Here is a 24,806-nt window from a genome sequence, read left to right as displayed (position 1 = left end):
TACCTCATTACGAGGTACCTCTTCCTATTTTAAAATATTAGCAATATATGTTTGAAGTTCTTCTACTTTTACTTCTTCAGACTCACCTGTAGCACGGACTTTCACTTCTACAATACCTTCGTCTGCTTTTTTACCAACTGTCACGCGAACTGGAAGGCCGAATAAATCAGCATCAGCAAATTTAACACCTGCACGTTCTGCACGATCATCTAGTAATACTTCATAACCTTGCTCTTGTAATGAGTTGTAGATGTTTTCACCCATTTCACGTTGTGCATCAGATTTCATATTCACTGGAATTACATGCACATGGAACGGTGCTACAGCTTTTGGCCAAACTAAACCGTTCTCATCATTAAACTGCTCTGCAATTGCTGCCACTGTACGAGACACACCAATGCCGTAACAACCCATAATAAGTGGTTGTGTTTTTCCGTTTTCATCTAGGAATGTTGCGTTCATTGCTTCACTATAACGAGTTCCTAATTTGAATACATGACCAACTTCAATTCCGCGTGCGAAAAGAATTGTCCCGTTTCCGTCTGGAGATTGGTCTCCTTCTTGAATGAAGCGTAAATCCGTATATTGACTTACTTTAAAGTCACGTTCTGGATTTACATTTACATAATGGAATCCTTCTTCGTTCGCTCCTGAACATCCGTTGACAATTGATGCTACAGCGTGATCAGCGATAATTTCGATATCACCATTTACACCAATCGGTCCTAATGAACCAACTTCACAATTTAATAATTCTTTTACTTCTTCATGAGAGGCAAGCTCAACAACTGAAGCACCGTATACATTTTTCACTTTTACATCGTTTACTTCATGATCACCACGAACAAGTACCACTACTAATTTCTCATCTACTTTAAATACCATAGACTTAATGCACTTGTCAGCTTCGATGTTTAAGAATGCAGATACTTCTTCAATTGCTTTTTGGTCTGGTGTTGCTACTTTTTCAAGCTCTTTTTCTGCTTCGTCACTCTTCGTATACGTAGCTACAACAGGAGCCATTTCGATGTTCGCTGCGTAATCAGATGTATCAGAGTATGCAATTGTATCTTCACCAACATCAGATAATACCATAAATTCATGTGTATCTTTTCCACCCATTGCTCCAGAATCAGCAATAACCGCACGGAAATTCAAGCCACAACGAGCAAAGATGTTAGAGTATGCTTTGTATAAGCGATCGTACACTTCATCTAAGCTCTCTTGCGTAGCATGGAAAGAGTATGCATCTTTCATTAGAAACTCTCTTCCACGTAATAAACCGAAACGAGGTCTTTGTTCATCACGGAATTTTGTTTGAATTTGATATAATGTTAACGGTAATTTTTTATACGATTTCACTTCATCACGTACAAGATCTGTAATTACTTCTTCATGTGTCGCTCCTAATGCAAATTCACGAGCGTTACGATCTTTCATACGCATTAATTCAGATCCGTAAGAATACCAACGACCTGACTCTTGCCATAATTCTGCAGCTTGCATCGCTGGCATTAATAATTCTACGGCACCTGCGCGCTCCATCTCTTCTCGAACGATACGTTCTACTTTGTGTAGTACTTTTAATCCAAATGGTAGAAAACTATAAATACCAGAAGCATTTTGACGCATAAAACCTGCACGAAGTAATAACTGATGACTCTTAATCTCCGCATCAGCTGGAACTTCACGTAATGTAGGACTGAATACCATACTTTGTTTCATTTATTCGCACCTCTTCATTTTACTCTTACACGCAGGAAAACCCCTCACCTCGAGTTAGGTGAGGGATTTTATTCTACGAGCTCTATTTCATTATAAGTTTCACTTTATTTTACAAGAAAAACTTACGAATGTCATTCCAAGTTACAACTAACATAAGTAACATTAATAATGCAAAACCAATAAAGTGAACCATTCCTTCTTTCTGGCGATCAATTGGTTTCCCACGCAATGCCTCAATTAAGAAGAAGAACAAACGTCCACCGTCTAAAGCAGGAACTGGTAGTAAATTAAATAAACCAAGGTTAATACTTAAAACGGCTGCTAAACTTAAAACACGCGTAAATCCATAATCTACAACTTGATCTGTTAGATTATAAATTCCTACTGGACCTGACAACTCATTAATAGAGAATTGACCAGTTACTAATTTCACAAGAGACTCAAAAATTAGTTTCGTCCATTGGTATGTTTGTTCAAAACCTGATTTAATAGAACCCATCACTGTTTTCTCTACAGGAGAGTAAACACCAATTCTACCAACTTCTTCTTTACCTTCTTTATCAAGCGTTGGCGTTACTTTCACATTAAACTGTTCACTATCACGCTTTACTTGTAACGTAATTTCTTTATTTGGATTTTCACGTACAATGGTAACAACATCTTTCCATGTACTTGTGTTTTTCCCATCAATAGCTTGAATTGTATCATTTTCTTTTAATCCAGCTTGCTCTGCTGCACTATTCTCCATCACTTTTCCGACCATTGGTTTGTCAACAGGAACACCTTGTACAAATCCAAGAATCACAAAAATAACAAATGCTAAAATGAAGTTCATTGCAGGGCCCGCAAAGATTGTTAACGCACGTTGTCCTAATTTCTTAGAGCCAAACTGCCTATTATACGGAGCAATTTGAATTTCTTCACCGGCAGTAATAATACGAGCCTTCTCGTTCACTCGGAATGTTTGAAGCTCTTCCTCGTACTCTTCATAACCCGAAATTGTTAAATTATGCTCTAAATCAGCTTGTTCGACTTCGATAACGCGAACATTGGGATACTTTTCATATCCATCAAAAACTAATTTTGCAACTTCGTCTTTTGCATTTAATACAAGGCCAACCTTTTTCCCAGGCTTTAACTCAACTGTGTCTGCATCCTCGCCAGCCATTCTTACATAGCCACCAAGGGGCAGTAATCGAATCGTATACACCGTTTCATTCTTTTCAAATGAGAATATTTTCGGACCAAAACCAATCGCAAACTCGCGGCATAAAATACCTGCTCTTTTTGCGAAATATAGATGCCCTAGCTCATGGAAAAATACGAGTGCACCGAAAATTAATATAAAGGCAATCGCTGTATTCAATTCCATACCACCTTTGCTAAATTTGTTCCATCACAAACCGTCTTGTGGCTGCATCAATTTCCAGAATTTCCTCTAAGCTCGGACGTGCAATGACATTGTGATGGTTCATTGCTTTTTCAATGAGGTCTTCCACTGTTAAGAAACCAATTCTCTTTTGTAAAAAAGCTTCAACAGCTACTTCATTCGCTGCATTCATTACAGCTGGCATACTTCCACCTGCTTTTCCAGCTTCATACGCAAAACGTAGGCAACGGAAACGTTCTTGGTTCATCTTCTCAAAATGCAACGTTCCTATTTCCCATAAGTTTAACTGCTTTGTGTCTGAAAGAGGTAATCGATCAGGATATGTAAGCGCGTATTGAATTGGTACTCGCATATCAGGTGAGCCAAGCTGTGCCATCACACTACGATCTTCAAATTCAACCATAGAATGAATAATACTTTCTTTATGTAAAACAACATCGATTTGCTCATAAGGGATACCAAAAAGCCAATGTGCTTCAATTACTTCTAGCCCCTTATTCATCATTGTAGCAGAATCAATTGTAATTTTCGAACCCATTGACCAGTTTGGATGTCGAAGCGCATCTTCTACGGTCACATGATGCAATTCATCTCTCGTTTTATCACGGAAACTTCCACCAGAAGCCGTTATAATTAGTCGAGAAATTCTTTTTTCATTTTCACCATTCAAGCATTGAAAAATAGCTGAATGTTCACTGTCTACTGGAAGTAACGAAACATTATGTTTTCGCGCTGCTTCCATTACAAGATGCCCTGCAGTTACTAACGTTTCTTTGTTTGCAATTCCAATTGTTTTTTTCGCCTCAATTGCACGAAGTGTTGGTAACAACCCTACGCTACCTACAACAGCGTTTACTACAATCTCCGCATCTGGATGTAATGCTACTTCTAAAAGCCCTTCACTACCATATACAATTTTTGTATTACCAGAAACAGCTTGTAATTTTAAAACATCTTCCTCTCTTTGCACAGAGACAATTTGTGGAGAAAATTCTTGAATGACCTTTACTGCGTAGTCAATATTTTTCCCTACAGAAAAAGCAACGAGACGGAATTGGTCTGGGTGCGAGCGTAATACATCTAAAGTTTGTGTACCAATTGATCCGCTTGCACCTAATAAACTAATGTTTTTCATGATTCCAACCCCTCGTTCATTCATTAATTATATTGTAATAAGAAGTAGAGAATTGGTAAAACGAATAACCAACTATCTGTTCGATCTAATATACCACCATGCCCAGGTAAAATTGTACCTGAATCTTTTACGCCATAATGACGCTTAAAAGCAGATTGTACTAAATCACCAATTTGTCCAAAAATAGAAATGATAATTGTCAGCGCAATTAAAATCAATACATTCGATTCAACTGGGAAGAACATGTTGTAAACAAGTGCCACAATAATTCCACAAACGATACCACCTAATGAACCTTCAATCGTTTTGTTTGGACTAATTTCTGGCCATAATTTTCTTTTTCCTAATGCTTTTCCTACGAAATATGCGCCTGAATCAGTAGCCCATATAACAAATAATGCACAAAATACGTATTTAATTCCTAATATCCTCGTTTCATTCAGATATAAGAATCCCATTGCAACATATGTTGTTGCCATTAGTAAAAATGAAGCATTGTCAAAAGTAAATGTATTCTTAGAAAGGACTGTATATGATAAAAGTAATAAAACAATCACAAATGTGATTTCTAATTTACCTAATCCAATCCAAGTAAACAGTTCCGATGCACTACTTGGAATTAAAATAATCCATAATAATAATGCAGCTAAAACTGTTGGTACTGAAATAAGCGTAAGCTTATTCATACGAATTAATTCATATAAACCTATAGAAGCAAGTGCATACACTAAAACCGTAAAAGGCACGCCACCGTAAATTACGATGGGAATGAATAGCGCGGCAGCAACCACTCCAGTAATAATTCTCTGTTTCACTACCAAACCCTCTCTTTCTACACGCCTCCGAATCTGCGCCCTCTATGTTGAAAGTCTGTAATCGCATTTAGCAAATGTTCCTCGGTAAAATCTGGCCAATACACATCTGTAAACCAAAATTCCGAATATGCAATTTGCCATAACATGAAATTACTAATACGTAGCTCTCCGCTCGTACGGATTAACAACTCTGGGTCAGGTAAAGAACTCGTCATTAAGTAGGAAGAAAGCATTTCTTCACTTACATCTTCAACACGAACCTTTCCTTCCTCACTATCTTTCATCATATGTTGCACAGCAGAAACGATTTCATCTCGACTTCCATAGTTTAACGCGAAATTAAGAATTAATCCCGTATTCTCTTTCGTTTCTTCCATGGCCTTCTCCATCGCTCTGCGTGTATGCGTAGGAAGACGATCTTGTTGCCCTATTACTCGGACTTGTACGTTTTCTTCAATCAATTCTGGTAAAAATGTACCTAAAAATTCTTCTGGAAGCTTCATTAAATAATCAACTTCCTTTTTCGGTCTTTTCCAGTTCTCAGTCGAAAAAGCATAGAGAGTTAACACTTTCACATTAAGTTTACTTGCAAATTTTGTAATTTTCTTTACAACTTGCATACCTTCATGATGTCCCGCAATACGAGGCATTGCTCTCCTCTTCGCCCATCTTCCATTACCATCCATAATGATCGCAATATGTTCTGGGATATATCCTTTTTTTACTTCTTCAACGAGATGATCAAACGATGTGTCCTTTTTACCTTTAAAAAAAGGAAAGTTTTTAAACATCATTCATACCCTCCAGCAAGCAGACGTATGCCTAAAAGTGTAAAAAGACCCCCTTAAGAAGAGGGTCATATTTGCGAAGGTATCGCTATTACACTTCCATGATTTCTTTTTCTTTGTTTTTTGCGATTTCGTCAACTTTTGCAATATATTTATCTGTTTCTTTTTGGATATCTTCAGTATATCCTCTTAAATCATCTTCTGTAATCTCGCCAGCTTTTTCAAGCTTTTTAAGATCGTCGTTACCGTCACGACGTACGTTACGAACAGCAACTTTTGCTTCTTCAGCATATTTTTTCACAACTTTTACAAGATCACGACGACGCTCTTCTGTTAATGCAGGGAATGCAATACGAATTACAGTTCCGTCATTAGAAGGGTTTAAGCCTAAATCTGCTTTTAAAATTGCTTTTTCGATATCACCGATAGAAGTTTTATCATAAGGTTGAATTACAAGTAAACGTGCTTCTGGAACTGTAATGTTCGCTAATTGCACAACTGGTGTTGGTGCACCATAGTAATCAACTTGTACTTTATCTAATACAGACGCGCTTGCACGGCCAGCACGAACTGTTGCTAATTCACGAGAATAAGCAGCAACTGCTTTTTCCATTTTTTCATTTGAAGACTTTAATACTTGTTGTCCCATATTTATTTCCCCCTTACAACTGTTCCGATATTTTCACCTAAAACGGCACGTTTAATATTACCTTTTTCCATAACTGAGAATACAATTAATGGAATATCATTATCCATACATAGAGAAGAAGCTGTAGAATCCATTACACCTAAACCTTCTTTTAATACATCTAAGTAAGTAAGCGTTTCGTATTTCGTAGCTGTTGGGTCAATAGATGGATCCGCATTATATACGCCATCTACATTGTTTTTCGCCATTAAAATTACGTCTGCTTCAATTTCTGCTGCACGTAATGCTGCTGTTGTATCTGTAGAGAAGTATGGATTACCTGTACCTGCTGCAAAGATAACAACACGTTTCTTCTCTAAGTGACGAACTGCTTTACGACGAATGTAAGGCTCTGCCACTTGACGCATCTCAATTGAAGTTTGTACGCGAGTTTGAATTCCGATATTCTCCAAGCTATCTTGAAGAGCTAATGAATTCATAACTGTCGCTAACATGCCCATGTAATCTGCTCCTGCACGATCCATGCCCATCTCACTTCCAATTTTTCCACGCCAAATGTTACCGCCACCAACAACAACAGCAACCTCTACATCAAGTTCTGCAATTTCTTTCACTTGTTCCGCAACTGATTTAATAACAGCTGGGTTAATTCCAAATCCTTGCTCGCCAGCTAAAGCTTCTCCACTCAGCTTTAAAACGACACGATTATATTTCGGTTTACTCATAATGAACCTCCAATTGCTTACATCTTTATTTTAAAAAAGGGAACACAATGTGTTCCCTAATCTGTATTAGTTACTACCTTTTACTTGGTTCATTACTTCTTCAGCAAAGTTGTCTTCGCGTTTTTCGATACCTTCACCAACAGCGTAGCGAACGAATCCTTTTAATGTTCCGCCTTTAGACTCAACGAACTGACGAACTTTCATATCAGGGTTTTTAACGAATGCTTGGTCAAGTAAGCAAATTTCTTCGAAGAATTTGCCAAGACGGCCTTCAACCATTTTTGCAACGATTTTTTCAGGCTTGCCTTCGTTTAATGCTTGTTGTGTTAATACTTGACGCTCATGCTCAACTTCTTCAGCTGTTACAGCATCGCGGTCGATGTATTTAGGGTTAACTGCAGCGATGTGCATTGCAACATCTTTAGCAGCCGCTTCATCAGTAGAACCTTCAAGAACTGTTAGTACACCAATGCGTCCACCCATGTGTAGGTAAGCGCCGAATGCATCTGCATCAGTTTTTGATACGATTTCGAAACGACGAAGTGTAAGTTTTTCACCAATTTTAGCGATTGCTTCGTTGATGTGCTCTTCTACTTTTTTGCCGTTTTCCATTGTTTGAGCCATAGCTTCTTCAACGTTAGCTGGTTTGTTAGCTAATAAGTGAGCAGCTAATTCTTTAATTAATGTTTGGAAACCTTCGTTTTTCGCAACGAAATCAGTTTCAGAGTTTAATTCTAAGATTAAACCGTCGTTACCGTTTGTTTCGATGAAAGTTAAACCTTCAGCAGCGATGCGGTCTGCTTTTTTAGCAGCTTTCGCGATACCTTTTTCACGTAAGAAGTCAATTGCCTTCTCCATGTCGCCGTTAGTTTCTGTTAAAGCTTTTTTGCAGTCCATCATACCTGCGCCAGTTTTTTCACGTAATTCTTTTACCATTTGTGCAGTGATTGCCATACTTTTCATCCTCCTAAAATATGTATTTATACCTTTTATAAAGGTGTTTATACCTTAAAAAAGGTGATAAAAGGCCGAACCCCTTATCACCTTTCCAACTTTGTTACGCAGTAACAGTTTCTTCACCTTGTTTTGCTTCAAGGATCGCGTCTGCCATTTTAGATGTAAGAAGTTTTACAGCACGAATTGCATCATCGTTTGCTGGGATAACGTGATCGATTTCGTCTGGATCACAGTTTGTATCAACGATACCGATGATTGGAATGTGTAATTTGCGTGCTTCAGCAACTGCAATACGCTCTTTACGAGGGTCTACTACGAATAATGCACTTGGAAGACCTTTCATATCTTTAATACCGCCTAAGAATTTCTCAAGACGCTCTAACTCTTTTTTAAGTTGAACAACTTCTTTCTTAGGTAGTACTTCGAAAGTACCATCTTCTTGCATTCTTTCGATGTCTTTAAGACGCTTGATACGCTTTTGGATTGTTTGGAAGTTAGTTAAAGTTCCACCTAACCAACGTTGGTTAACGAAGTACATACCAGCACGAGTTGCTTCTTCTTTAATAGCTTCTTGTGCTTGTTTTTTAGTACCTACGAATAAGATGTCTCCGCCTTCAGCAGCGATGTCACGCATAACTTTGAAAGCTTCCTCAACTTTTTTCACAGTTTTTTGTAAGTCGATGATGTAGATACCGTTACGCTCTGTGAAAATGTAACGCTTCATTTTTGGGTTCCAACGACGAGTTTGATGTCCGAAATGAACACCAGCTTCAAGCAATTGCTTCATAGAAATTACTGACATAATATAGTTCCTCCTAAATGGTTTTTGATATCCTCCGTTTACTTCATCTCTAAGCGAAACTACAAACGTAGCACCAACACTTAAATCAGTAAACGTGTGTACTTTGTACTGACACCACTGCTTACTATATCATACTGAAATATTACAATCAAGTCGAAAATGCGAACAATGTAAAACTTTCTTTGTTCATACTCGAATTCTAGTATTACCAACCTGCATTTCTTTTAAGCAAAAAAGTGAAATGCAATTCATAGTTTTTCACAAAAATGGGATTATGACGCTATTTGCTAACAACATCAATCTGTTATACACAAAAAACTCCCCTCAAAGAATGAGGAGAGTTTTATAAATTAGTTTGTTTTTAATTTAGCAAGTTCATGTAAGAATTTGTCGTTTAATACTTTAATGTATGTTCCTTTCATACCTAAAGAACGCGACTCAATTACACCAGCACTTTCTAATTTACGAAGTGCATTTACGATTACCGAACGAGTGATTCCTACGCGGTCAGCAATTTTACTTGCAACAAGTAAACCTTCTGTTCCGTTTAATTCTTCGAAGATGTGCTCGATTGCTTCTAATTCACTGTAAGATAATGAGCTGATCGCCATTTGAACAACAGCTTTGCTACGTGCTTCTTCTTCGATTTCTTCTGCTTTTTCACGTAAAATTTCCATACCTACAACAGTTGAGCTGTACTCAGCAAGAATTAAATCATCATCTAAGAACTCTTGACCAAGACGAGCTAAAACTAATGTACCTAGACGCTCACCGCCACCAACGATCGGTACGATTGTAGTTAAACCTTGACCAAATAATTCTTTATTTTCTACTGGGAATGCTGTGTAAGCACTGTTCACATCTAAGTTTGAAGATGTTTCTGTAATGTTGAATAAGCTTTGTGTATACTCTTCTGGGAATTGACGTTCTGCAAGCATTTGTTTCATACGCTCATTCTCGATTTGTTGGTGAATTGCATAACCTAGTAATTTACCACGACGACTTACTACGAATACGTTCGCTTCGATTACTTCACACATTGTGTCAGACATTTCTCTAAAGTTTACAGGCTTTCCTGCTGCGCTCTGTAATAACGCATTTAATTTTCTTGTTTTTGCTAATAATTCCATTTCAAAAGTTCCTCCTACATGTTACTCACATATTTTTTCATCACTTGGAAACTAGGGCGAGTCACCTGATGACACTATTACAAAATAAACTGGCTCACATCTTTATTTTTAGCAATCGTTGCTAATTTCTCCTCAACGTATTGAGGTGTTATCGTTATTTTCTCTAACGTAATTTCAGATGCTTCAAACGATAAATCTTCAAGGAGCTTCTCCATAATCGTATGAAGTCTTCTTGCTCCAATATTATCTGTATCCTGATTAACTTGATAAGCAATCTCAGCAATCTTACGAATAGCTTCGTCTGAAAATTCAATTTCTATACCTTCAGTCGCTAATAAAGCCATATATTGTTTAATCAACGCATTGTCAGGCTCGATTAATATTTTAACAAAATCATCAGTTGATAATTTTGTTAATTCTACTCGAATCGGAAATCTCCCTTGTAATTCCGGAATTAAATCTGACGGTTTAGACATATGAAACGCTCCAGCTGCAACGAATAAAATATAATCCGTTTTTACTGATCCGTATTTTGTCGCAACATTTGACCCTTCTACAATTGGTAAAATGTCACGTTGCACACCTTCACGTGATACGTCTACGCTATTCGACTGCTTACCAGCAATTTTGTCAATTTCATCGATAAAAATAATCCCGAGCTGTTCAGCACGATAAACAGCCTCTTGTGTAACTTCATCCATATCAATTAAGCGCTGTGCTTCCTCATTTGTCAAGACTTTTCTTGCTTCTTTTACAGAAAGTTTACGTTTTTTTGTTTTTTTCGGCATAAAACTTCCTAACGCATCTTGGAAATTCATCCCCATTTGTTCCATGCCAGTTCCTTGCAACATATCGAACATAGAAGACTGTTGTTCCGTCACTTCAATCGATACAATTTCATCTTCAAGAAGCCCCGCAGCAAGCTTTCTTTCCACATCTTGACGTTTCTTTTCGATTTCAACATCTTCCTGTGAATCTGTTGTTTGATTCGAATTTTGAGTGCCACCAAATAGCATTTCTAATGGGTTTTTAAATCCAGATTGCTTCTCCGGACTCGGCACTAAAATTTCAACCAGACGTTGGTTCGCTTGTTCTTCTGCTTTGTCTTGTACTTTAACTACCATTTCTTCTTTCACGATACGAACAGACGTTTCCACAAGGTCACGTACCATCGATTCTACATCTCTACCTACATATCCAACTTCTGTAAATTTCGTAGCTTCAACCTTAATAAAAGGTGCTCCAACGAGTTTCGCCATTCGTCGTGCTACCTCTGTTTTACCAACACCTGTCGGTCCAATCATTAAAATATTTTTAGGTGCAATTTCATCACGTAGATTTTCAGCTAATTTACTTCGGCGGTATCGATTTCTTAAAGCTACAGCAACCGCTTTCTTCGCATCTTTTTGACCGATAATGTATTGATCTAATTTTTCCACAATTTGACGCGGAGTAAAATGTAAATGCATATAAAATGCCTCCCTTACGATTCTACAATTCTTCCACAATTATGTTGTGGTTTGTATAAACACAAATATCGCCAGCAATTTCTAAACTCGCTTTCGCAATTTGCTTCGCTGTTAAATGTTCACTTGCATATTGTTTTAAAGCACGACCTGCTGAAAGCGCATAATTCCCGCCAGATCCAATTGCTAAAATACCATCATCCGGTTCAATCACTTCTCCCGTACCTGAAACAAGGAGCATCGTTGTTTTATCCATGACAATGAGCATCGCTTCTAGCTGACGTAACATTTTGTCGCCGCGCCATTGTTTTGCCATCTCAACAGCAGCACGCTGCAGGTTTCCATTGTACTCTTCTAATTTCCCTTCAAACATTTCAAAAAGAGTAAATGCATCAGCAACCGAACCTGCAAAACCAGCTAAAACTTTCCCTTGGAAAAGTTTACGAACTTTACGAGCTGTATGTTTCATTACAACAGCATTCCCCATCGTCACCTGGCCATCTCCAGCCATTGCACATTCTCCATTATGATGAACTGCAAATATCGTTGTAGCGTGGAAATTTCCCATAGAAAAAACTCCTTTATATGTTTTTATAGCTTTAAAAGCAATTTATGCCCGTGGGTGATGCTTCATGTAGACAGAACGCAATCTTTCTTTAGAGACATGCGTATAAATTTGTGTCGTCGACAAATTTTCATGACCGAGTAGCTCCTGTACAGTACGTAAATCTGCCCCTTCATCTAACATATGTGTAGCAAATGTATGCCTTAACATATGGGGACTTATCCGCATTGTCAGTGAAGCTTTCTTAATGAGTTCATTTAATACATAGCGTACCCCTCGACTTGTCAGCGGCGTACCTTTCGCATTTAAAAATACCATATGAGATTGTTCTTCAGTTTTCTCGGCTAACTGTTTTCTCCCGTTCTCTATATAAGTAATTAAAGCATCTTGTGCATAGCTCCCGAACGGAATATATCTTTGTTTTTTTCCTTTTCCCATTACTAAAATTGTTCCCACTGCAAAGTCAATATCGGTAAGTTGTAAATTGACACATTCACTCACACGGATCCCAGTCGCATACATCAATTCTAATAAAGCTTGATTCCTTTGACCTAACGGGGTTTCCGTATCAGAAACTTCAAACAATTCCTCTAATTCTTCAGCATATAAAAACTTTGGGATTGACAATTCTTTTTTGGGGAGTGACGCAAGTGCAAACGGATTATCTTTCCGATAACCTTCACGCATCAAAAAGCGATATAAACTTCGTAAGCTTGATACTTTTCTTGCGACAGATTTACGGGCTAACTTTTCATCGTGCAACGTCGTTAAGTACAAACGAACATCCGCGTATGTAATATCTAAAAAAGAGGATATGCCTTCTCGCTCCATAAATTGCACAAAATGTTCTAAATCATTTTGATAACTTGCAATTGTATATTTTGAATAATTTCTTTCAATTTGTAAATATCCAACGAATAATTGTAACAATTTCTTCACATTCACACAATTCACCTCAATAAAGGCTACTAAATCGTATCACAACTTAGTAGCCTTTGCAAGAAATTTAACTAAATATTTACAAAATTTCGAATCGTTTCTAAAGCGCGTGTTGCATAGGCTTCATTACGTTCTGCTTTCTTCTTAATTTTCTTCTCTAACGGTGCAAACAGACCGAAGTTCGCATTCATTGGTTGGAAGTTTTTCGCGTTTGTCGCAGTAATATAATTCGCCATACTTCCCATTGCAGTTACAGGTGGTAATACAACCGGCTCTTCACCTTTTACAAGTCGAGCAGCGTTGATACCCGCTAACAATCCTGAAGCTGCTGATTCAACATATCCCTCTACTCCAGTCATTTGACCAGCGAAGAATAAATCATCACGTTGTTTATATTGGTATGTTGGACGAAGCAGGTTAGGTGAATTAATAAACGTATTACGATGCATTACACCATAACGTACAATCTCTGCGTTTTCCAGTCCTGGAATCAACTGTAACACTTCTTTTTGTGGTCCCCATTTTAAATGCGTTTGGAAACCTACGATATTGTATAACGTTCCCGCTGCATCATCTTGACGTAACTGAACAACAGCATATGGCGTTTTCCCTGTTTTCGGATCTTCTAATCCAACAGGTTTCATCGGTCCAAATACTAGTGTTTGTCTTCCTCTACTTGCCATAACTTCTACTGGCATACAACCTTCAAAGAAAATTTCTTTTTCAAATTCTTTTAAAGGTACTGTTTCAGCAGCAATTAAAGCCTCGTAAAAACGGTCAAATTCCTCTTCCGTCATTGGGCAGTTTAAATATGCCGCTTCACCTTTATCGTAACGAGATTTTAAATACACCTTATTCATATCAATGCTGTCTTTCTCAACAATCGGTGCTGCAGCATCATAGAAATAAAAGTAGTCTTCACCCGTTAATTCTTTTAATTGTGCAGAAAGATCCGGTGACGTAAGTGGACCTGTCGCGATAATAGTAGGACCTTCTGGAATTTCAGTGATTTCTTCATTCATCACAGTTACGTTCGGATGGTTTTTCACATATTCCGTTACTTTCGCCGCAAATTCATGACGATCTACCGCTAAAGCCCCTCCTGCTGGTACAGAGCACTCATCAGCTGCACGAATAATAACAGAATCCATTAAACGCATTTCTTCTTTAATAACACCAACCGCATTTGTTAATGTGTTTGCGCGAAGTGAGTTACTACATACTAATTCTGCAAATTTATCTGTGTGATGAGCTGGCGTTTGCCTTACCGGTCTCATTTCATATAATCTTACTTGGACACCACGTTTTGCAATTTGGTAAGCTGCTTCACTTCCTGCAAGACCTGCGCCAATGACGTTTACTACTTGTGTTGTCATATATTTATCACCTTTCCTTTTCTTCCCGAAAAAAATGTGAGCAGTTACGCTCACATTTGTTGTTCTTCTTCATAATCACACGAAATACATTGTACTTGTACGCCTTTTTTCAACTTCTTCTCTACTAGCATACCTTCACACTTCGGACATTTACGGCCAATCGGCTTATCCCAAGATACAAAGTCACACTCTGGATACGTACCGCATCCATAGAACAGACGTTTCTTTTTATTACTACGACGTTCAATAATTTGACCTTTATCGCATTTCGGACAAGTAACACCGATTTCTTTCACAATCGGTTTTGTATTACGACAATCTGGGAAATTCGAGCAAGCCATAAATTTCCCGTATTTACCCATTTTAAAGACCATTGGGTGATTACATAATTCACAGTCTTCCCCAGCTGGTTCATCTTTAATTTCTACTTCACGCATTTCTTTTTCCGCTTTTTCTAAACGCGGTTCAAACCCTACGTAGAAATCATCAACAATTTTTACCCAATTTGCATTTCCTTCTTCTACTTCATCGAGGCTTTGCTCCATGTTAGCAGTAAATTCAATGTTAATAATTTCTGGGAAAAACTCTAAAATAAGTTCAATTACTATTTCACCAAGTTCAGTTGGAACGAAGCGTTTATTATCCAAACCGACATATCCACGTTTTTGAATCGTTTCAAGTGTCGGTACGTAAGTCGACGGTCTTCCAATTCCAAGCTCTTCAAGTGTTCTTACTAGACGAGCCTCAGTATAGCGCGGCGGAGGTTGTGTAAAGTGCTGCTTCGGTTCTAAATCCTTCGAAAATACGGTTTCCCCTACTTCTAAAGGTGGCAACATCTTATCCTTTTCTTCCGCCCCGTCATCTTTCGACTCTACATACACTTTCATAAATCCTGGGAACTTTACAACCGATCCACTTGCACGGAACTGAACATTGTTATTAATGAGTCTCGCTGTCACAGTATCCATTATAGCAGACGCCATTTGACTTGCAACAAATCGCTCCCAAATCAATTTATACAATCGAAGTTGATCACGACTTAAGAAACTCTTTAATTCCTCTGGCTTTCTCATTACCGAAGTAGGACGAATTGCCTCATGCGCATCTTGTGCGTTCGACTTCTTCGTTTCTTTCTTCTTTTCTGCTCCTATGTATTCCGTACCATACGCCTCAGTAATATAAGTACGTGCCTCTGTTTGAGCTGTTTCTGAGATACGTGTTGAATCAGTTCTCATATACGTAATAAGACCTACAGTTCCTTGTTTTCCAAGATCGATCCCTTCATACAATTGCTGCGCAAGCATCATCGTTTTCTTTGCTCGCATGTTTAACTTACGCGCTGCCTCTTGTTGCAAGGAAGATGTTGTAAATGGTAATGCAGGATTACGTTTTCGCTCTTTTCGCGTTACATTTTCAACTGAGAACGCATTATCTTTCAGCTGTTCAATTATTTCATTCACTTGTGTTTCATTCGTTAATTGAACTTTTTCACCATCTACACCGTAAAAGCTTGCTTCAAATGTGTCTTTCCCTTTCACAAATTCTGTTTTAATTGTCCAGAATTCTTCAGGCTCGAAACTTTGAATTTCTCTTTCACGTTCGATAATTAAACGAACTGCTACCGATTGTACGCGCCCTGCACTTAATCCTTTTTTTACTTTCTTCCATAATAAAGGACTAATATTGTAACCAACAAGACGATCTAGTATACGTCTTGCTTGTTGTGCATCTACTAAATCCATGTTAATTGCACGAGGATGTTTGAATGATTCTTTTATTGCATCTTTTGTAATCTCATTAAACACAACTCGGCAATCTGATTCAACGTCCACATTTAACGTATTGGCTAAATGCCAAGCAATAGCTTCTCCTTCGCGGTCTGGATCGGCCGCGAGATAGACTTTCTTTGCTTTTTTTGCCGCTGATTTTAAGTCTTTTAAGACGGGACCTTTACCACGAATGGTAATATACTTCGGGGTGAAGTTGTTCTTTACTTCTATCCCCATTTGGCTTTTAGGTAAATCGCGAACGTGTCCCATAGACGCGACAACTTTGTATTTTTTCCCTAAATATTTCTCAATGGTCTTCGCCTTAGAAGGCGACTCCACGATTACGAGGTAATCTGACATGCTAGTGCCTCCTTAAGAGGTGGATTCAAGTCTTCATTAATCTTATTGATTTCTCTTGTTTTTGTCAATCAAGAATGAATATACCATACAGTGCCTATCTACCATTTGTCAATAATTGTTTAATAAAAACATAAAAATATAAGATTAATTTAAAATCTCTTCTAGTATATCTTCTGCATTTCTTACTAGTTTCGCTCCTTGTTGAATAAGATGATTTGTTCCTGATGCACTATCTGTAAATATAGGTCCAGGAAGTGCAAATACCTCTCTATTTTGCTCTAGAGCAAGGTCTGCAGTAATAAGTGTTCCGCTTCTCGATTTCGCTTCTACAACTAAAACACCTTTACTTATACCACTAATAATTCGATTCCTTTTTGGAAAATACCATTTTTTTGGTGCATAGTGCGGAGGATACTCTGTTAATAACAATATATATTCATTCCACGCTTCATATAAATATCGATTCTCTTTTGGATATATATACGATAATCCATGTCCTAGTATCGCAATTGTTGGACAATACCGTCTTACTGTAATTTCATGAGACATCGTATCTATCCCTCTTGCAAATCCACTGACAATAAGCCATTCCTTTTCTAATAATGGATGTAAAATAAATTTTAAACTCTCATGTCCATATAAAGTTGGTTCTCTCGTTCCAACAACCGCTAATTTATTCGCTTTATTGAGAAAATCCTTCTCTCCTTTTCCATATAATACGAAGGGCGGATCTTGTATTTCACGTAATAATTTTGGATAATCTTTATCCCATATTGTCATATAAAAAATTCGATTTTTCTTTAAATAAGATATATATTGCGGGAGATTTGAACTTTGAAGAAAATTTACTAATTCTGAAGATTTTTTCGAGGATATTCCAGTGTAACATTCCATTTGTTTTGCATTAAAAGTGTATATTCCCTTCAATTCTGGATCGACATGTAATAGCCTCTCTATCGCCTTCCAATGGTCTGCTAACAAATAATGAAGATGTAATAATCGTTCTCTTTTCATCTCAATTCTCCTTACCCATAATTTTTATTATGTAAACAGGAAGTTTGTAAAAAGACACCTTCAAGCAAGAAGGTGTCTTTCAACAGATTAGTAGTTTTTACAAGTCTCAAATAGACCTTTTTCTTTTAAGACAGAGATTAGCGTTTCTCCCATAACTGCTGGAGTTTCCGCTACTTTAATACCACAAGCTTCCATCGTTTTAATCTTTTCTGCAGCAGTTCCTTTACCGCCAGAAATGATTGCACCAGCATGGCCCATACGTTTGCCAGCAGGCGCTGTTTGGCCACCAATGAAGCCTACAACAGGTTTTGTCATATTAGCTTTCACCCATTCAGCTGCCTCTTCTTCCGCTGTACCACCGATTTCACCAATCATAATTACAGCATGTGTTTCTTCATCTTCATTAAATGCTTTTAATGCATCAATAAAGTCTGTACCGTTAACTGGGTCTCCGCCGATACCTACAGCAGTAGATTGGCCAATACCTTCTTGTGTTAACTGATGTACAGCCTCATACGTTAATGTACCAGAGCGAGATACGATACCTACATGACCTTTTTTATGAATGTATCCTGGCATAATACCGATTTTACATTCATCAGGCGTAATAACACCTGGGCAGTTTGGTCCAAGTAAACGTGTATGTTTACCAGCCATATATCTCTTTACGTTTACCATATCTAATACAGGAATTCCTTCGGTAATACATACTACTAAATCAATTTCTGCATCAACTGCTTCCATAATTGCATCAGCCGCAAAAGCGGGTGGAACGTATACAACTGAAGCGTTTGCGCCTGTTGCTTTCACTGCATCTTCTACAGTATCAAATACTGGTACACCTTCAATGTCAGTGCCACCTTTACCTGGCGTTACACCACCGACAATTTTCGTACCGTATTCAATCATTTGTTTTGTGTGGAATAATCCTTGAGAACCTGTAATACCTTGAACAATAACTTTTGTATCTTTATTAACTAATACGCTCATTTTTTCTCCCCCGCTTTCTATTAGCCCACTAGTGAAACAATTTTTTGTGCACCGTCTGCCATAGATTCTGCTGCAACAATATTTAAGCCAGACTCATTTAAAATTTTCTTACCTAACTCAACGTTTGTACCTTCAAGACGTACAACTAAAGGCAATTCAAGACCTACTTGTTTCGTTGCTTCAATAACACCTTCTGCAATAACATCACACTTCATAATGCCACCAAAAATGTTAACGAAGATACCTTTTACATTTTTGTCAGAAAGGATAATTTTAAATGCTTCTGTAACTTTTTCAGCTGTCGCACCGCCACCAACATCTAAGAAGTTAGCTGGATCGCCATGGTAATGTTTAATGATATCCATCGTAGCCATCGCTAAACCTGCACCATTAACCATACAACCGATATTTCCATCTAAAGGAATGTAGTTTAAGTCATATTTAGAAGCTTCGATTTCTTTTGCATCTTCTTCATCAAGATCACGAAGTTCTAAAATGTCTTTATGGCGATATAAAGCGTTAGAATCAAAGTTTAATTTCGCATCTAATGCCATAACTTTACCGTCACCTGTTGTAACAAGTGGATTAATCTCTGCGATAGAACAATCTTTTTCGATAAACGCACGGTATAAGCCCATCATAAACTTCACAGCTTGTCCTACAAGCTCTTTTGGAATATTGATGTTAAATGCAATTCGGCGTGCTTGGAAGCCTTGTAAACCTACTGCTGGATCAATATATTCTTTAAAGATTTTTTCTGGTGTTTTTTCTGCTACTTCTTCAATTTCTGTTCCGCCTTCTTCAGACGCCATTAAAACAACTTGAGAAGTTGCACGATCTAAAACAAGACCTACATAATATTCTTTTTTAATATCGCAACCTTCTTCGATAAGTAAGCGTTTTACTTCCTTACCTTCAGGACCTGTTTGATGTGTCACAAGTGTAGTTCCTAAAATGCTCTCTGCATATGTACGAACTTCATCTAAATTTTTTGCAACTTTTACTCCGCCAGCTTTGCCGCGTCCACCAGCGTGAATTTGTGCTTTTACTACACATACTTCCGTTCCTAATTCTTTCGCTGCTTCTACAGCTTCTTCTACTGTAAATGCAACCTTCCCGTTCGGAACGCTAACCCCATAGCTTCTAAGGACTGCCTTACCTTGGTACTCATGGATATTCATGGTCCCATCCTCCCCTGTTTTCCTGTTTTACTCGAAAAGTTTTTTAATGTTTAAAAAACATTACATTGCCATTGTATAAGATGATTGGCACGCTGTCTACAATAAAGTGTCAGAAAACTGAAATCGCTTTATTCTTTTTTGAAAATAGTAATGTTTATATGTGAAAATAAAAAATAAGCTGCGTTTTCGCAGCTTATTTTTGAATCATATCTTTAATTGGCGCAAACGATTTGCGATGTTCTTCTAATACTCCATGTGCTTCAATCGCTTCTAAATGTTGTTTCGTACCATATCCCATATGTTGTTCAAATCCATATGCTGGATACTTTTCTCCAAGCTCTTTCATCATACGATCTCTCGTTACTTTCGCAATAATGGATGCAGCTGAAATGGAAATACTTTTCGCATCACCTTTAATGATGGATGTTTGCGGAATTGGTGTAGGAAGTTTCATCGCATCAATTAATAAATATTCTGGTGTACAAGATAAATTCGCAATAGCATCTAACATCGCTTGTTTCGTCGCTTGATAAATATTTATCTCATCAATAACTTGCGGTGATACAATCCCAACTCCAATCGCGATTGCTTTTGCTTTAATCTCACCATAAAAACGCTCTCGCTTCGCCTCACTCAGCTTTTTCGAATCATTTAACCCTGGAATATAAAAATCTTCTGGAAGGATAACAGCTGCCGTCACAACAGGTCCAGCTAGCGGTCCACGCCCTACTTCATCTATACCTGCGATATATGTAAGGCCTTTTTCACGTAACGCATTTTCATACTTAGACATTTCTAGAAATTTTTCTTTTTCCTTTTGTGCTAACTCTTTTTGTTTATACCACTTCGAAATGAGTTTTTGTACCCCTTTTCGTTCATCTTTTATTAATATTTGAAAGCGATCGTCCTCTTCACTTATAATTTCTTGCAGTAAATGTTCCGCTTCTTGAATCGTCACTTTTTGCATTCATGCCACTCCCTTTATATACAAAAAAGAAAAGACGTACAAACGCACGTCTTATACTTCTTCTACTTTTTCTGCATCTTCTGTCTGCTCTGCAAACTCTTCTGGTGTTTCAAATGTCATTTTTCCAAGTTTGCCACCACGAAGCTCACGAAGTACAAGTTCAGATGTTTTATCATAATCAATCATTCCGCCGCCCATTAAACAGCCTCTATTTTTTCCAATCGCATCAAATAACTCTACGATATCTTCTGGAATGTCATTTAAATTATAACGCTCTTTTAATCGCTCTGGGTAATGTTTCTCCATAAAACGTAGTGCATAAACAGCTACATCTTGTAGATTTAAAATAGAATCTTTAATTGCACCAGTCGTAGCTAGACGTAATCCAACTAATTCGTCTTCAAATTTAGGCCATAGTATACCTGGTGTATCAAGTAATTCCATTTCCTTCCCAACTTTAATCCATTGCTGAGCTGTTGTCACACCAGGACGATCTCCTGTTTTAGCAATATTTTTCTTCGCTAACTTATTAATCAACGTAGATTTACCAACATTCGGTATACCTACAATTAATGCACGAATCGCTCTCGGTCTAATACCTTTCGCAACCATTTTATCAAATTTCTCTTTCACTAACACTTTACAAGCCGCTGCAATTTCCTTCATACCTTGTCCAGCTTGTGCGTTAATTGAAATTGCCATATGGCCTTTTTCTTTAAAATATGCGATCCATTGTTTTGTTAAACGATCATCTGCCATATCGGCTTTATTTAAAACAACAAGCCTCGGTTTATGTGTAATAATCTCATCGATCATCGGATTTCGAGAAGATAAAGGTAATCGAGCATCTACAAGCTCAATTACAACATCAATTAACTTTAATTTTTCTGTTACTTGGCGTCTAGCCTTTGCCATATGTCCCGGGAACCATTGAATTACCATGTTGCCACCTTCTTTTTCTTTTATTTCACAATACGAGCATCTTTTAATGGCCAATATAGTATATTTGCTTTTCCAATCACTTGGTCCATTGAAATTGTACCAATTGAACGGCTATCTTTACTAAAACGACGATTATCGCCTAAAACAAATAATTGACCTTCTGGAACAGTTTTCTTCCCTGTCATTTCTTCAAGAGTAAAATCATATGTAAGCGGTCCGTCAGCAATTTGTTTCTTCTGCTTGTCTAAATACGGCTCCTCATAAGCCTTTCCGTTAACATATAGTTTATCATTATGATACTCTATTTCATCGCCTGGTAGGCCGATAATACGCTTAATATAATCTTTATCTTCCGTTGCTCGGAATACAATAATATCAAATCGTTTCGGATCTCCTATGTGATAACCAATTTTATTAACAATCATTCGATCGCGATCATGTAAAGTAGATGCCATCGATACTCCATCTACGAGAATTGGTGCAAAGAAAAACTGTCTAATAACACCTGCTAATACAACAGCTATCAAAATTGCCTTGATCCATTCCCAAAGTGAACTCTTTTCTTTCTTCATGCTTTTCCCCTCCACGATTATGTAAGCTGCTCGTATTATATCAAAATTTTATATAGATTGGAAAAAGGGAGCTTGTGCATTTACAAGCTCCCATACATGTCTTATCGAATTTCTTTAATACGTGCTTTTTTACCGCGAAGGTTACGTAAGTAGTATAACTTAGCACGACGTACTTTACCACGGCGAAGTACTTCGATTTTCGCGATTCTTGGCGTGTGAACTGGGAATGTACGCTCTACACCTACACCGTAAGAAATCTTACGAACTGTGAATGTTTCACTAATTCCGCCACCACGACGTTTAATTACAACACCTTCGAAAAGCTGAATTCTTTCACGAGTTCCCTCAACTACTTTTACGTGTACACGTAAAGTGTCTCCAGGACGGAATGAAGGAAGGTCAGTTTTTAATTGGCCTTTTGTAATTTCTGCGATTAATTGTTGCATATTAAATTCTCTCCTTTAAACAGATGCTCTTATAAAGTCTAAATAAATTACAGCGGAACATCGTTAATACGGCCACTGATTTCAGTAGCACAAGTGTTATAATAGCATATTGCTAGGGCTGTTGCAATAGAAAATATATCAAGCCCTTATTTGCCTTCTTTAATCTGTTCTAACCATTTCTTTTCTTGCTTAGACAATTCTCGTTCTTCCAATAAATCCGGTCTACGTGTATATGTACGACGTAGTGATTCTTTATGTCGCCATTCATCAATATTTTTATGATTTCCTGACATTAATACATCCGGCACTTTCATACCACGAAAATCAGCTGGACGTGTATAGTGAGGGTGCTCTAATAAACCAGTACTAAACGAATCCTCGACTTGTGAAGCATGATTTCCTAGTACTCCTGGTAGGAGACGTACAACACTATCGGTAATAACCATAGAGGCTAACTCTCCACCAGTTAATACGTAGTCACCAATAGAAATCTCATCCGTTACGAGGTGTTCACGAATTCGTTCGTCATATCCTTCATAATGCCCACATACAAAGATTAAATGCTCTTCCTCTGCAAGCTCTTCCGCTTTCTTCTGAGTAAATCTTTCACCCTGCGGACACATTAAGACAACTCTCGGCTTACGCTCTGTCTCTTTCGTTAAATCTTCTACAGCATCAAAAATAGGCTGAGGAGTTAATACCATCCCAGCACCACCACCATACGGATAATCATCCACGCTATTATGCTTACTCGTTGTATAATCGCGGAAATTGACAACACGAAGCTCTACCGCTTCTTTTTCTTGTGCTTTCTTTAAAATTGAAGATCCAAACACACCTGTAAACATATCTGGAAACAATGTTAAAATGTCAATTTTCATTATAGTAGCCCTTCCATTACATGAATGGTTACTAATTTATTCTCAATGTTAACTTGAAGCACAACATCATCAATATAAGGAATTAACAAATCTTGACCTTTTGGACGTTTAATTACCCAAACATCATTTGCACCAGGAGATAAAACTTCCTTTATTGTCCCTAACGCTTCTCCTTCTTCCGTTACAACATTGCAACCAATAATTTCATGATAGTAATATTCACCTTCAGCTAGTTCACCTAATTGATCTTCAGGCACTTTTAAAAGAGAACCTTTAAACTGTTCTACTTCATTTACATTCCCGTATCCTTCAAATGTCAATAAATCAAATGTTTTATGTTGACGATGAGAAGTAATCTTTACTGGGAAAGGCTCTCCACCTTTTTCATTCGATATGTATAACGTATTCCCTACTTTATATCGCTCTTCTGGAAAGTCAGTACGAGAAACCACACGAATTTCTCCTTTTACGCCATGAGTATTTACAATTTTTCCTACGTTAAACCATTTTGTCATAAACAGTATGTCACCCCTGGTTTCTATATAAATTAAGCATCCCCATTTCTCATATGGAACATGCAACTTCTCTTTAAATGTTAAAAAAGGGAGAGGAATAACTCCTCGCCCTTTTTACGTTTATTGAATTTCCAGTGTTACTTTTTCACTATTGTGATGTCCCACTGAATACAAGAGCATTCGAATTGCTTTCGCAACTTTCCCTTGCTTTCCAATGACTTTTCCAACATCCTCAGGATGTACAGTTAATCGATACTTTATCTCTCCGTTGTAAAGTTCCTGTGTAACTTTTACATCTTCAGGATGATCGACAAGAGGCTTGACAATCGTCTCGACTAACTTCTTCATAGTCATTGCCTCAATTACTTACCTTGTTTAGATAAGTGGAATTTCTCCATGATACCTTGGTTAGAGAATAAGTTACGAACTGTATCAGATGGTTTAGCACCATTTCCTAACCATTTTAATGCTGCTTCTTCGTTGATCTTAACTTCAGCTGGTTGAGCAACCGGATTGTAAGTACCGATTTCCTCAATGAAACGTCCGTCACGAGGAGAACGAGAATCTGCAACAACTACACGATAGAAAGGAGTTTTTTTAGCTCCCATACGTTTTAAACGAATTTTAACTGCCATTTATAAAGCACCTCCGAATTTATTTCACACAGATAATTATATTAGCAAAAAGACTATTGCTTTGTAAAGTAT

At 37.6% G+C, this 24,806-nt stretch carries 26 protein-coding genes; all 26 read right to left on the bottom strand.

Annotation, left to right across the window (positions count from 1 at the left end; genetic code table 11):
• Positions 1-24 precede the first annotated feature (24 nt).
• Positions 25-1,725 carry a proline--tRNA ligase gene (locus tag AC0L0O_RS05485; RefSeq protein WP_000814312.1) on the bottom strand — a complete coding sequence of 567 codons (1,701 nt, stop codon included), beginning with the start codon at positions 1,723-1,725 and terminating at the stop codon, positions 25-27.
• Between the two features lie 109 nt (positions 1,726-1,834).
• The gene (gene rseP, locus AC0L0O_RS05480) at positions 1,835-3,091 is read right to left on the bottom strand and encodes an RIP metalloprotease RseP (protein WP_001090229.1); all 1,257 of its coding nucleotides are present in this window, start codon (positions 3,089-3,091) and stop codon (positions 1,835-1,837) included.
• Positions 3,092-3,107: 16 nt separating this feature from the next.
• Complete coding sequence (dxr, locus tag AC0L0O_RS05475; protein ID WP_000790359.1) at positions 3,108-4,250, bottom strand: 1-deoxy-D-xylulose-5-phosphate reductoisomerase; 1,143 nt, start codon at positions 4,248-4,250, stop codon at positions 3,108-3,110.
• A gap of 23 nt (positions 4,251-4,273) precedes the next feature.
• Positions 4,274-5,065, bottom strand: a complete 792-nt coding sequence (cdsA, locus tag AC0L0O_RS05470; protein WP_000813581.1) for a phosphatidate cytidylyltransferase — start codon at positions 5,063-5,065, stop codon at positions 4,274-4,276.
• A gap of 17 nt (positions 5,066-5,082) precedes the next feature.
• On the bottom strand, positions 5,083-5,859 hold the full coding sequence (uppS, locus tag AC0L0O_RS05465; RefSeq protein WP_000971301.1) for an isoprenyl transferase: 777 nt from the start codon (positions 5,857-5,859) through the stop codon (positions 5,083-5,085).
• An 85-nt stretch (positions 5,860-5,944) separates the two neighbouring features.
• Entirely contained in the window at positions 5,945-6,502 is a 558-nt protein-coding gene (gene frr / locus AC0L0O_RS05460) for a ribosome recycling factor (RefSeq protein WP_000531503.1), read from the bottom strand.
• A 2-nt stretch (positions 6,503-6,504) separates the two neighbouring features.
• A complete protein-coding gene (gene pyrH / locus AC0L0O_RS05455) occupies positions 6,505-7,227 on the bottom strand; it encodes a UMP kinase (RefSeq protein WP_000042663.1) in 723 nt (240 codons plus the stop codon).
• Positions 7,228-7,293: 66 nt separating this feature from the next.
• Positions 7,294-8,181, bottom strand: coding sequence for a translation elongation factor Ts (gene tsf, locus AC0L0O_RS05450; RefSeq protein WP_001018581.1), 888 nt, complete (start codon positions 8,179-8,181; stop codon positions 7,294-7,296).
• A gap of 103 nt (positions 8,182-8,284) precedes the next feature.
• Complete coding sequence (gene rpsB, locus AC0L0O_RS05445) at positions 8,285-8,986, bottom strand: 30S ribosomal protein S2 (protein ID WP_000111483.1); 702 nt, start codon at positions 8,984-8,986, stop codon at positions 8,285-8,287.
• 350 nt (positions 8,987-9,336) lie between these two features.
• Positions 9,337-10,116 carry a GTP-sensing pleiotropic transcriptional regulator CodY gene (codY, locus tag AC0L0O_RS05440; RefSeq protein ID WP_000421288.1) on the bottom strand — a complete coding sequence of 260 codons (780 nt, stop codon included), beginning with the start codon at positions 10,114-10,116 and terminating at the stop codon, positions 9,337-9,339.
• 77 nt (positions 10,117-10,193) lie between these two features.
• Positions 10,194-11,585 carry an ATP-dependent protease ATPase subunit HslU gene (gene hslU / locus AC0L0O_RS05435; RefSeq protein ID WP_000550088.1) on the bottom strand — a complete coding sequence of 464 codons (1,392 nt, stop codon included), beginning with the start codon at positions 11,583-11,585 and terminating at the stop codon, positions 10,194-10,196.
• 22 nt (positions 11,586-11,607) lie between these two features.
• Positions 11,608-12,150 (bottom strand): ATP-dependent protease proteolytic subunit HslV, encoded by a 543-nt coding sequence (gene hslV, locus AC0L0O_RS05430; protein WP_000526272.1) that lies wholly within the window; start codon positions 12,148-12,150, stop codon positions 11,608-11,610.
• Positions 12,151-12,192: 42 nt separating this feature from the next.
• Positions 12,193-13,092 carry a tyrosine recombinase XerC gene (gene xerC, locus AC0L0O_RS05425; RefSeq protein ID WP_001101227.1) on the bottom strand — a complete coding sequence of 300 codons (900 nt, stop codon included), beginning with the start codon at positions 13,090-13,092 and terminating at the stop codon, positions 12,193-12,195.
• Positions 13,093-13,157: 65 nt separating this feature from the next.
• Complete coding sequence (gene trmFO / locus AC0L0O_RS05420) at positions 13,158-14,462, bottom strand: FADH(2)-oxidizing methylenetetrahydrofolate--tRNA-(uracil(54)-C(5))-methyltransferase TrmFO (protein WP_001991958.1); 1,305 nt, start codon at positions 14,460-14,462, stop codon at positions 13,158-13,160.
• Positions 14,463-14,512: 50 nt separating this feature from the next.
• Positions 14,513-16,591 (bottom strand): type I DNA topoisomerase, encoded by a 2,079-nt coding sequence (topA, locus tag AC0L0O_RS05415; protein ID WP_001286969.1) that lies wholly within the window; start codon positions 16,589-16,591, stop codon positions 14,513-14,515.
• A gap of 144 nt (positions 16,592-16,735) precedes the next feature.
• Positions 16,736-17,605, bottom strand: a complete 870-nt coding sequence (gene dprA / locus AC0L0O_RS05410) for a DNA-processing protein DprA (protein WP_000818036.1) — start codon at positions 17,603-17,605, stop codon at positions 16,736-16,738.
• 87 nt (positions 17,606-17,692) lie between these two features.
• On the bottom strand, positions 17,693-18,595 hold the full coding sequence (gene sucD, locus AC0L0O_RS05405; protein WP_000115178.1) for a succinate--CoA ligase subunit alpha: 903 nt from the start codon (positions 18,593-18,595) through the stop codon (positions 17,693-17,695).
• A 20-nt stretch (positions 18,596-18,615) separates the two neighbouring features.
• Positions 18,616-19,776 carry an ADP-forming succinate--CoA ligase subunit beta gene (gene sucC / locus AC0L0O_RS05400; protein WP_001020796.1) on the bottom strand — a complete coding sequence of 387 codons (1,161 nt, stop codon included), beginning with the start codon at positions 19,774-19,776 and terminating at the stop codon, positions 18,616-18,618.
• A 193-nt stretch (positions 19,777-19,969) separates the two neighbouring features.
• A complete protein-coding gene (gene rnhB, locus AC0L0O_RS05395; protein WP_001174714.1) occupies positions 19,970-20,743 on the bottom strand; it encodes a ribonuclease HII in 774 nt (257 codons plus the stop codon).
• A 51-nt stretch (positions 20,744-20,794) separates the two neighbouring features.
• Positions 20,795-21,685, bottom strand: a complete 891-nt coding sequence (ylqF, locus tag AC0L0O_RS05390) for a ribosome biogenesis GTPase YlqF (RefSeq protein WP_000236696.1) — start codon at positions 21,683-21,685, stop codon at positions 20,795-20,797.
• Positions 21,686-21,705: 20 nt separating this feature from the next.
• A complete protein-coding gene (gene lepB, locus AC0L0O_RS05385; RefSeq protein ID WP_000711856.1) occupies positions 21,706-22,257 on the bottom strand; it encodes a signal peptidase I in 552 nt (183 codons plus the stop codon).
• A 101-nt stretch (positions 22,258-22,358) separates the two neighbouring features.
• The gene (gene rplS, locus AC0L0O_RS05380) at positions 22,359-22,703 is read right to left on the bottom strand and encodes a 50S ribosomal protein L19 (protein ID WP_001186516.1); all 345 of its coding nucleotides are present in this window, start codon (positions 22,701-22,703) and stop codon (positions 22,359-22,361) included.
• 146 nt (positions 22,704-22,849) lie between these two features.
• Positions 22,850-23,584, bottom strand: a complete 735-nt coding sequence (gene trmD, locus AC0L0O_RS05375; protein ID WP_000686892.1) for a tRNA (guanosine(37)-N1)-methyltransferase TrmD — start codon at positions 23,582-23,584, stop codon at positions 22,850-22,852.
• A complete protein-coding gene (rimM, locus tag AC0L0O_RS05370) occupies positions 23,584-24,099 on the bottom strand; it encodes a ribosome maturation factor RimM (protein ID WP_000170268.1) in 516 nt (171 codons plus the stop codon). The genes trmD and rimM overlap by 1 nt, the downstream gene beginning before the upstream one ends.
• A gap of 120 nt (positions 24,100-24,219) precedes the next feature.
• A complete protein-coding gene (locus AC0L0O_RS05365; protein WP_000737398.1) occupies positions 24,220-24,447 on the bottom strand; it encodes a KH domain-containing protein in 228 nt (75 codons plus the stop codon).
• 14 nt (positions 24,448-24,461) lie between these two features.
• Positions 24,462-24,734: a 30S ribosomal protein S16 gene (gene rpsP, locus AC0L0O_RS05360; protein ID WP_000268750.1), complete on the bottom strand. Its 273-nt coding sequence runs from the start codon at positions 24,732-24,734 to the stop codon at positions 24,462-24,464.
• Positions 24,735-24,806: the final 72 nt, after the last annotated feature.

Source organism: Bacillus sp. GS3m_15504 (genome assembly GCF_055825275.1).
This window is presented reverse-complemented; position numbering and strand designations above follow the sequence as displayed.

Coding starts and splice junctions, on each gene's coding strand:
- AC0L0O_RS05485 (WP_000814312.1), bottom strand. CDS start 1,725: ATGAAACAAAGTATGGTATTCAGTCCTACATTACGTGAAGTTCCAGCT.
- dxr (WP_000790359.1), bottom strand. CDS start 4,250: ATGAAAAACATTAGTTTATTAGGTGCAAGCGGATCAATTGGTACACAA.
- uppS (WP_000971301.1), bottom strand. CDS start 5,859: ATGATGTTTAAAAACTTTCCTTTTTTTAAAGGTAAAAAGGACACATCG.
- frr (WP_000531503.1), bottom strand. CDS start 6,502: ATGGGACAACAAGTATTAAAGTCTTCAAATGAAAAAATGGAAAAAGCA.
- pyrH (WP_000042663.1), bottom strand. CDS start 7,227: ATGAGTAAACCGAAATATAATCGTGTCGTTTTAAAGCTGAGTGGAGAA.
- tsf (WP_001018581.1), bottom strand. CDS start 8,181: ATGGCAATCACTGCACAAATGGTAAAAGAATTACGTGAAAAAACTGGC.
- rpsB (WP_000111483.1), bottom strand. CDS start 8,986: ATGTCAGTAATTTCTATGAAGCAATTGCTTGAAGCTGGTGTTCATTTC.
- codY (WP_000421288.1), bottom strand. CDS start 10,116: ATGGAATTATTAGCAAAAACAAGAAAATTAAATGCGTTATTACAGAGC.
- hslU (WP_000550088.1), bottom strand. CDS start 11,585: ATGCATTTACATTTTACTCCGCGTCAAATTGTGGAAAAATTAGATCAA.
- hslV (WP_000526272.1), bottom strand. CDS start 12,150: ATGGGAAATTTCCACGCTACAACGATATTTGCAGTTCATCATAATGGA.
- trmFO (WP_001991958.1), bottom strand. CDS start 14,462: ATGACAACACAAGTAGTAAACGTCATTGGCGCAGGTCTTGCAGGAAGT.
- topA (WP_001286969.1), bottom strand. CDS start 16,591: ATGTCAGATTACCTCGTAATCGTGGAGTCGCCTTCTAAGGCGAAGACC.
- dprA (WP_000818036.1), bottom strand. CDS start 17,605: ATGAAAAGAGAACGATTATTACATCTTCATTATTTGTTAGCAGACCAT.
- sucD (WP_000115178.1), bottom strand. CDS start 18,595: ATGAGCGTATTAGTTAATAAAGATACAAAAGTTATTGTTCAAGGTATT.
- sucC (WP_001020796.1), bottom strand. CDS start 19,776: ATGAATATCCATGAGTACCAAGGTAAGGCAGTCCTTAGAAGCTATGGG.
- rnhB (WP_001174714.1), bottom strand. CDS start 20,743: ATGCAAAAAGTGACGATTCAAGAAGCGGAACATTTACTGCAAGAAATT.
- ylqF (WP_000236696.1), bottom strand. CDS start 21,685: ATGGTAATTCAATGGTTCCCGGGACATATGGCAAAGGCTAGACGCCAA.
- lepB (WP_000711856.1), bottom strand. CDS start 22,257: ATGAAGAAAGAAAAGAGTTCACTTTGGGAATGGATCAAGGCAATTTTG.
- rplS (WP_001186516.1), bottom strand. CDS start 22,703: ATGCAACAATTAATCGCAGAAATTACAAAAGGCCAATTAAAAACTGAC.
- trmD (WP_000686892.1), bottom strand. CDS start 23,584: ATGAAAATTGACATTTTAACATTGTTTCCAGATATGTTTACAGGTGTG.
- rimM (WP_000170268.1), bottom strand. CDS start 24,099: ATGACAAAATGGTTTAACGTAGGAAAAATTGTAAATACTCATGGCGTA.
- AC0L0O_RS05365 (WP_000737398.1), bottom strand. CDS start 24,447: ATGAAGAAGTTAGTCGAGACGATTGTCAAGCCTCTTGTCGATCATCCT.
- rpsP (WP_000268750.1), bottom strand. CDS start 24,734: ATGGCAGTTAAAATTCGTTTAAAACGTATGGGAGCTAAAAAAACTCCT.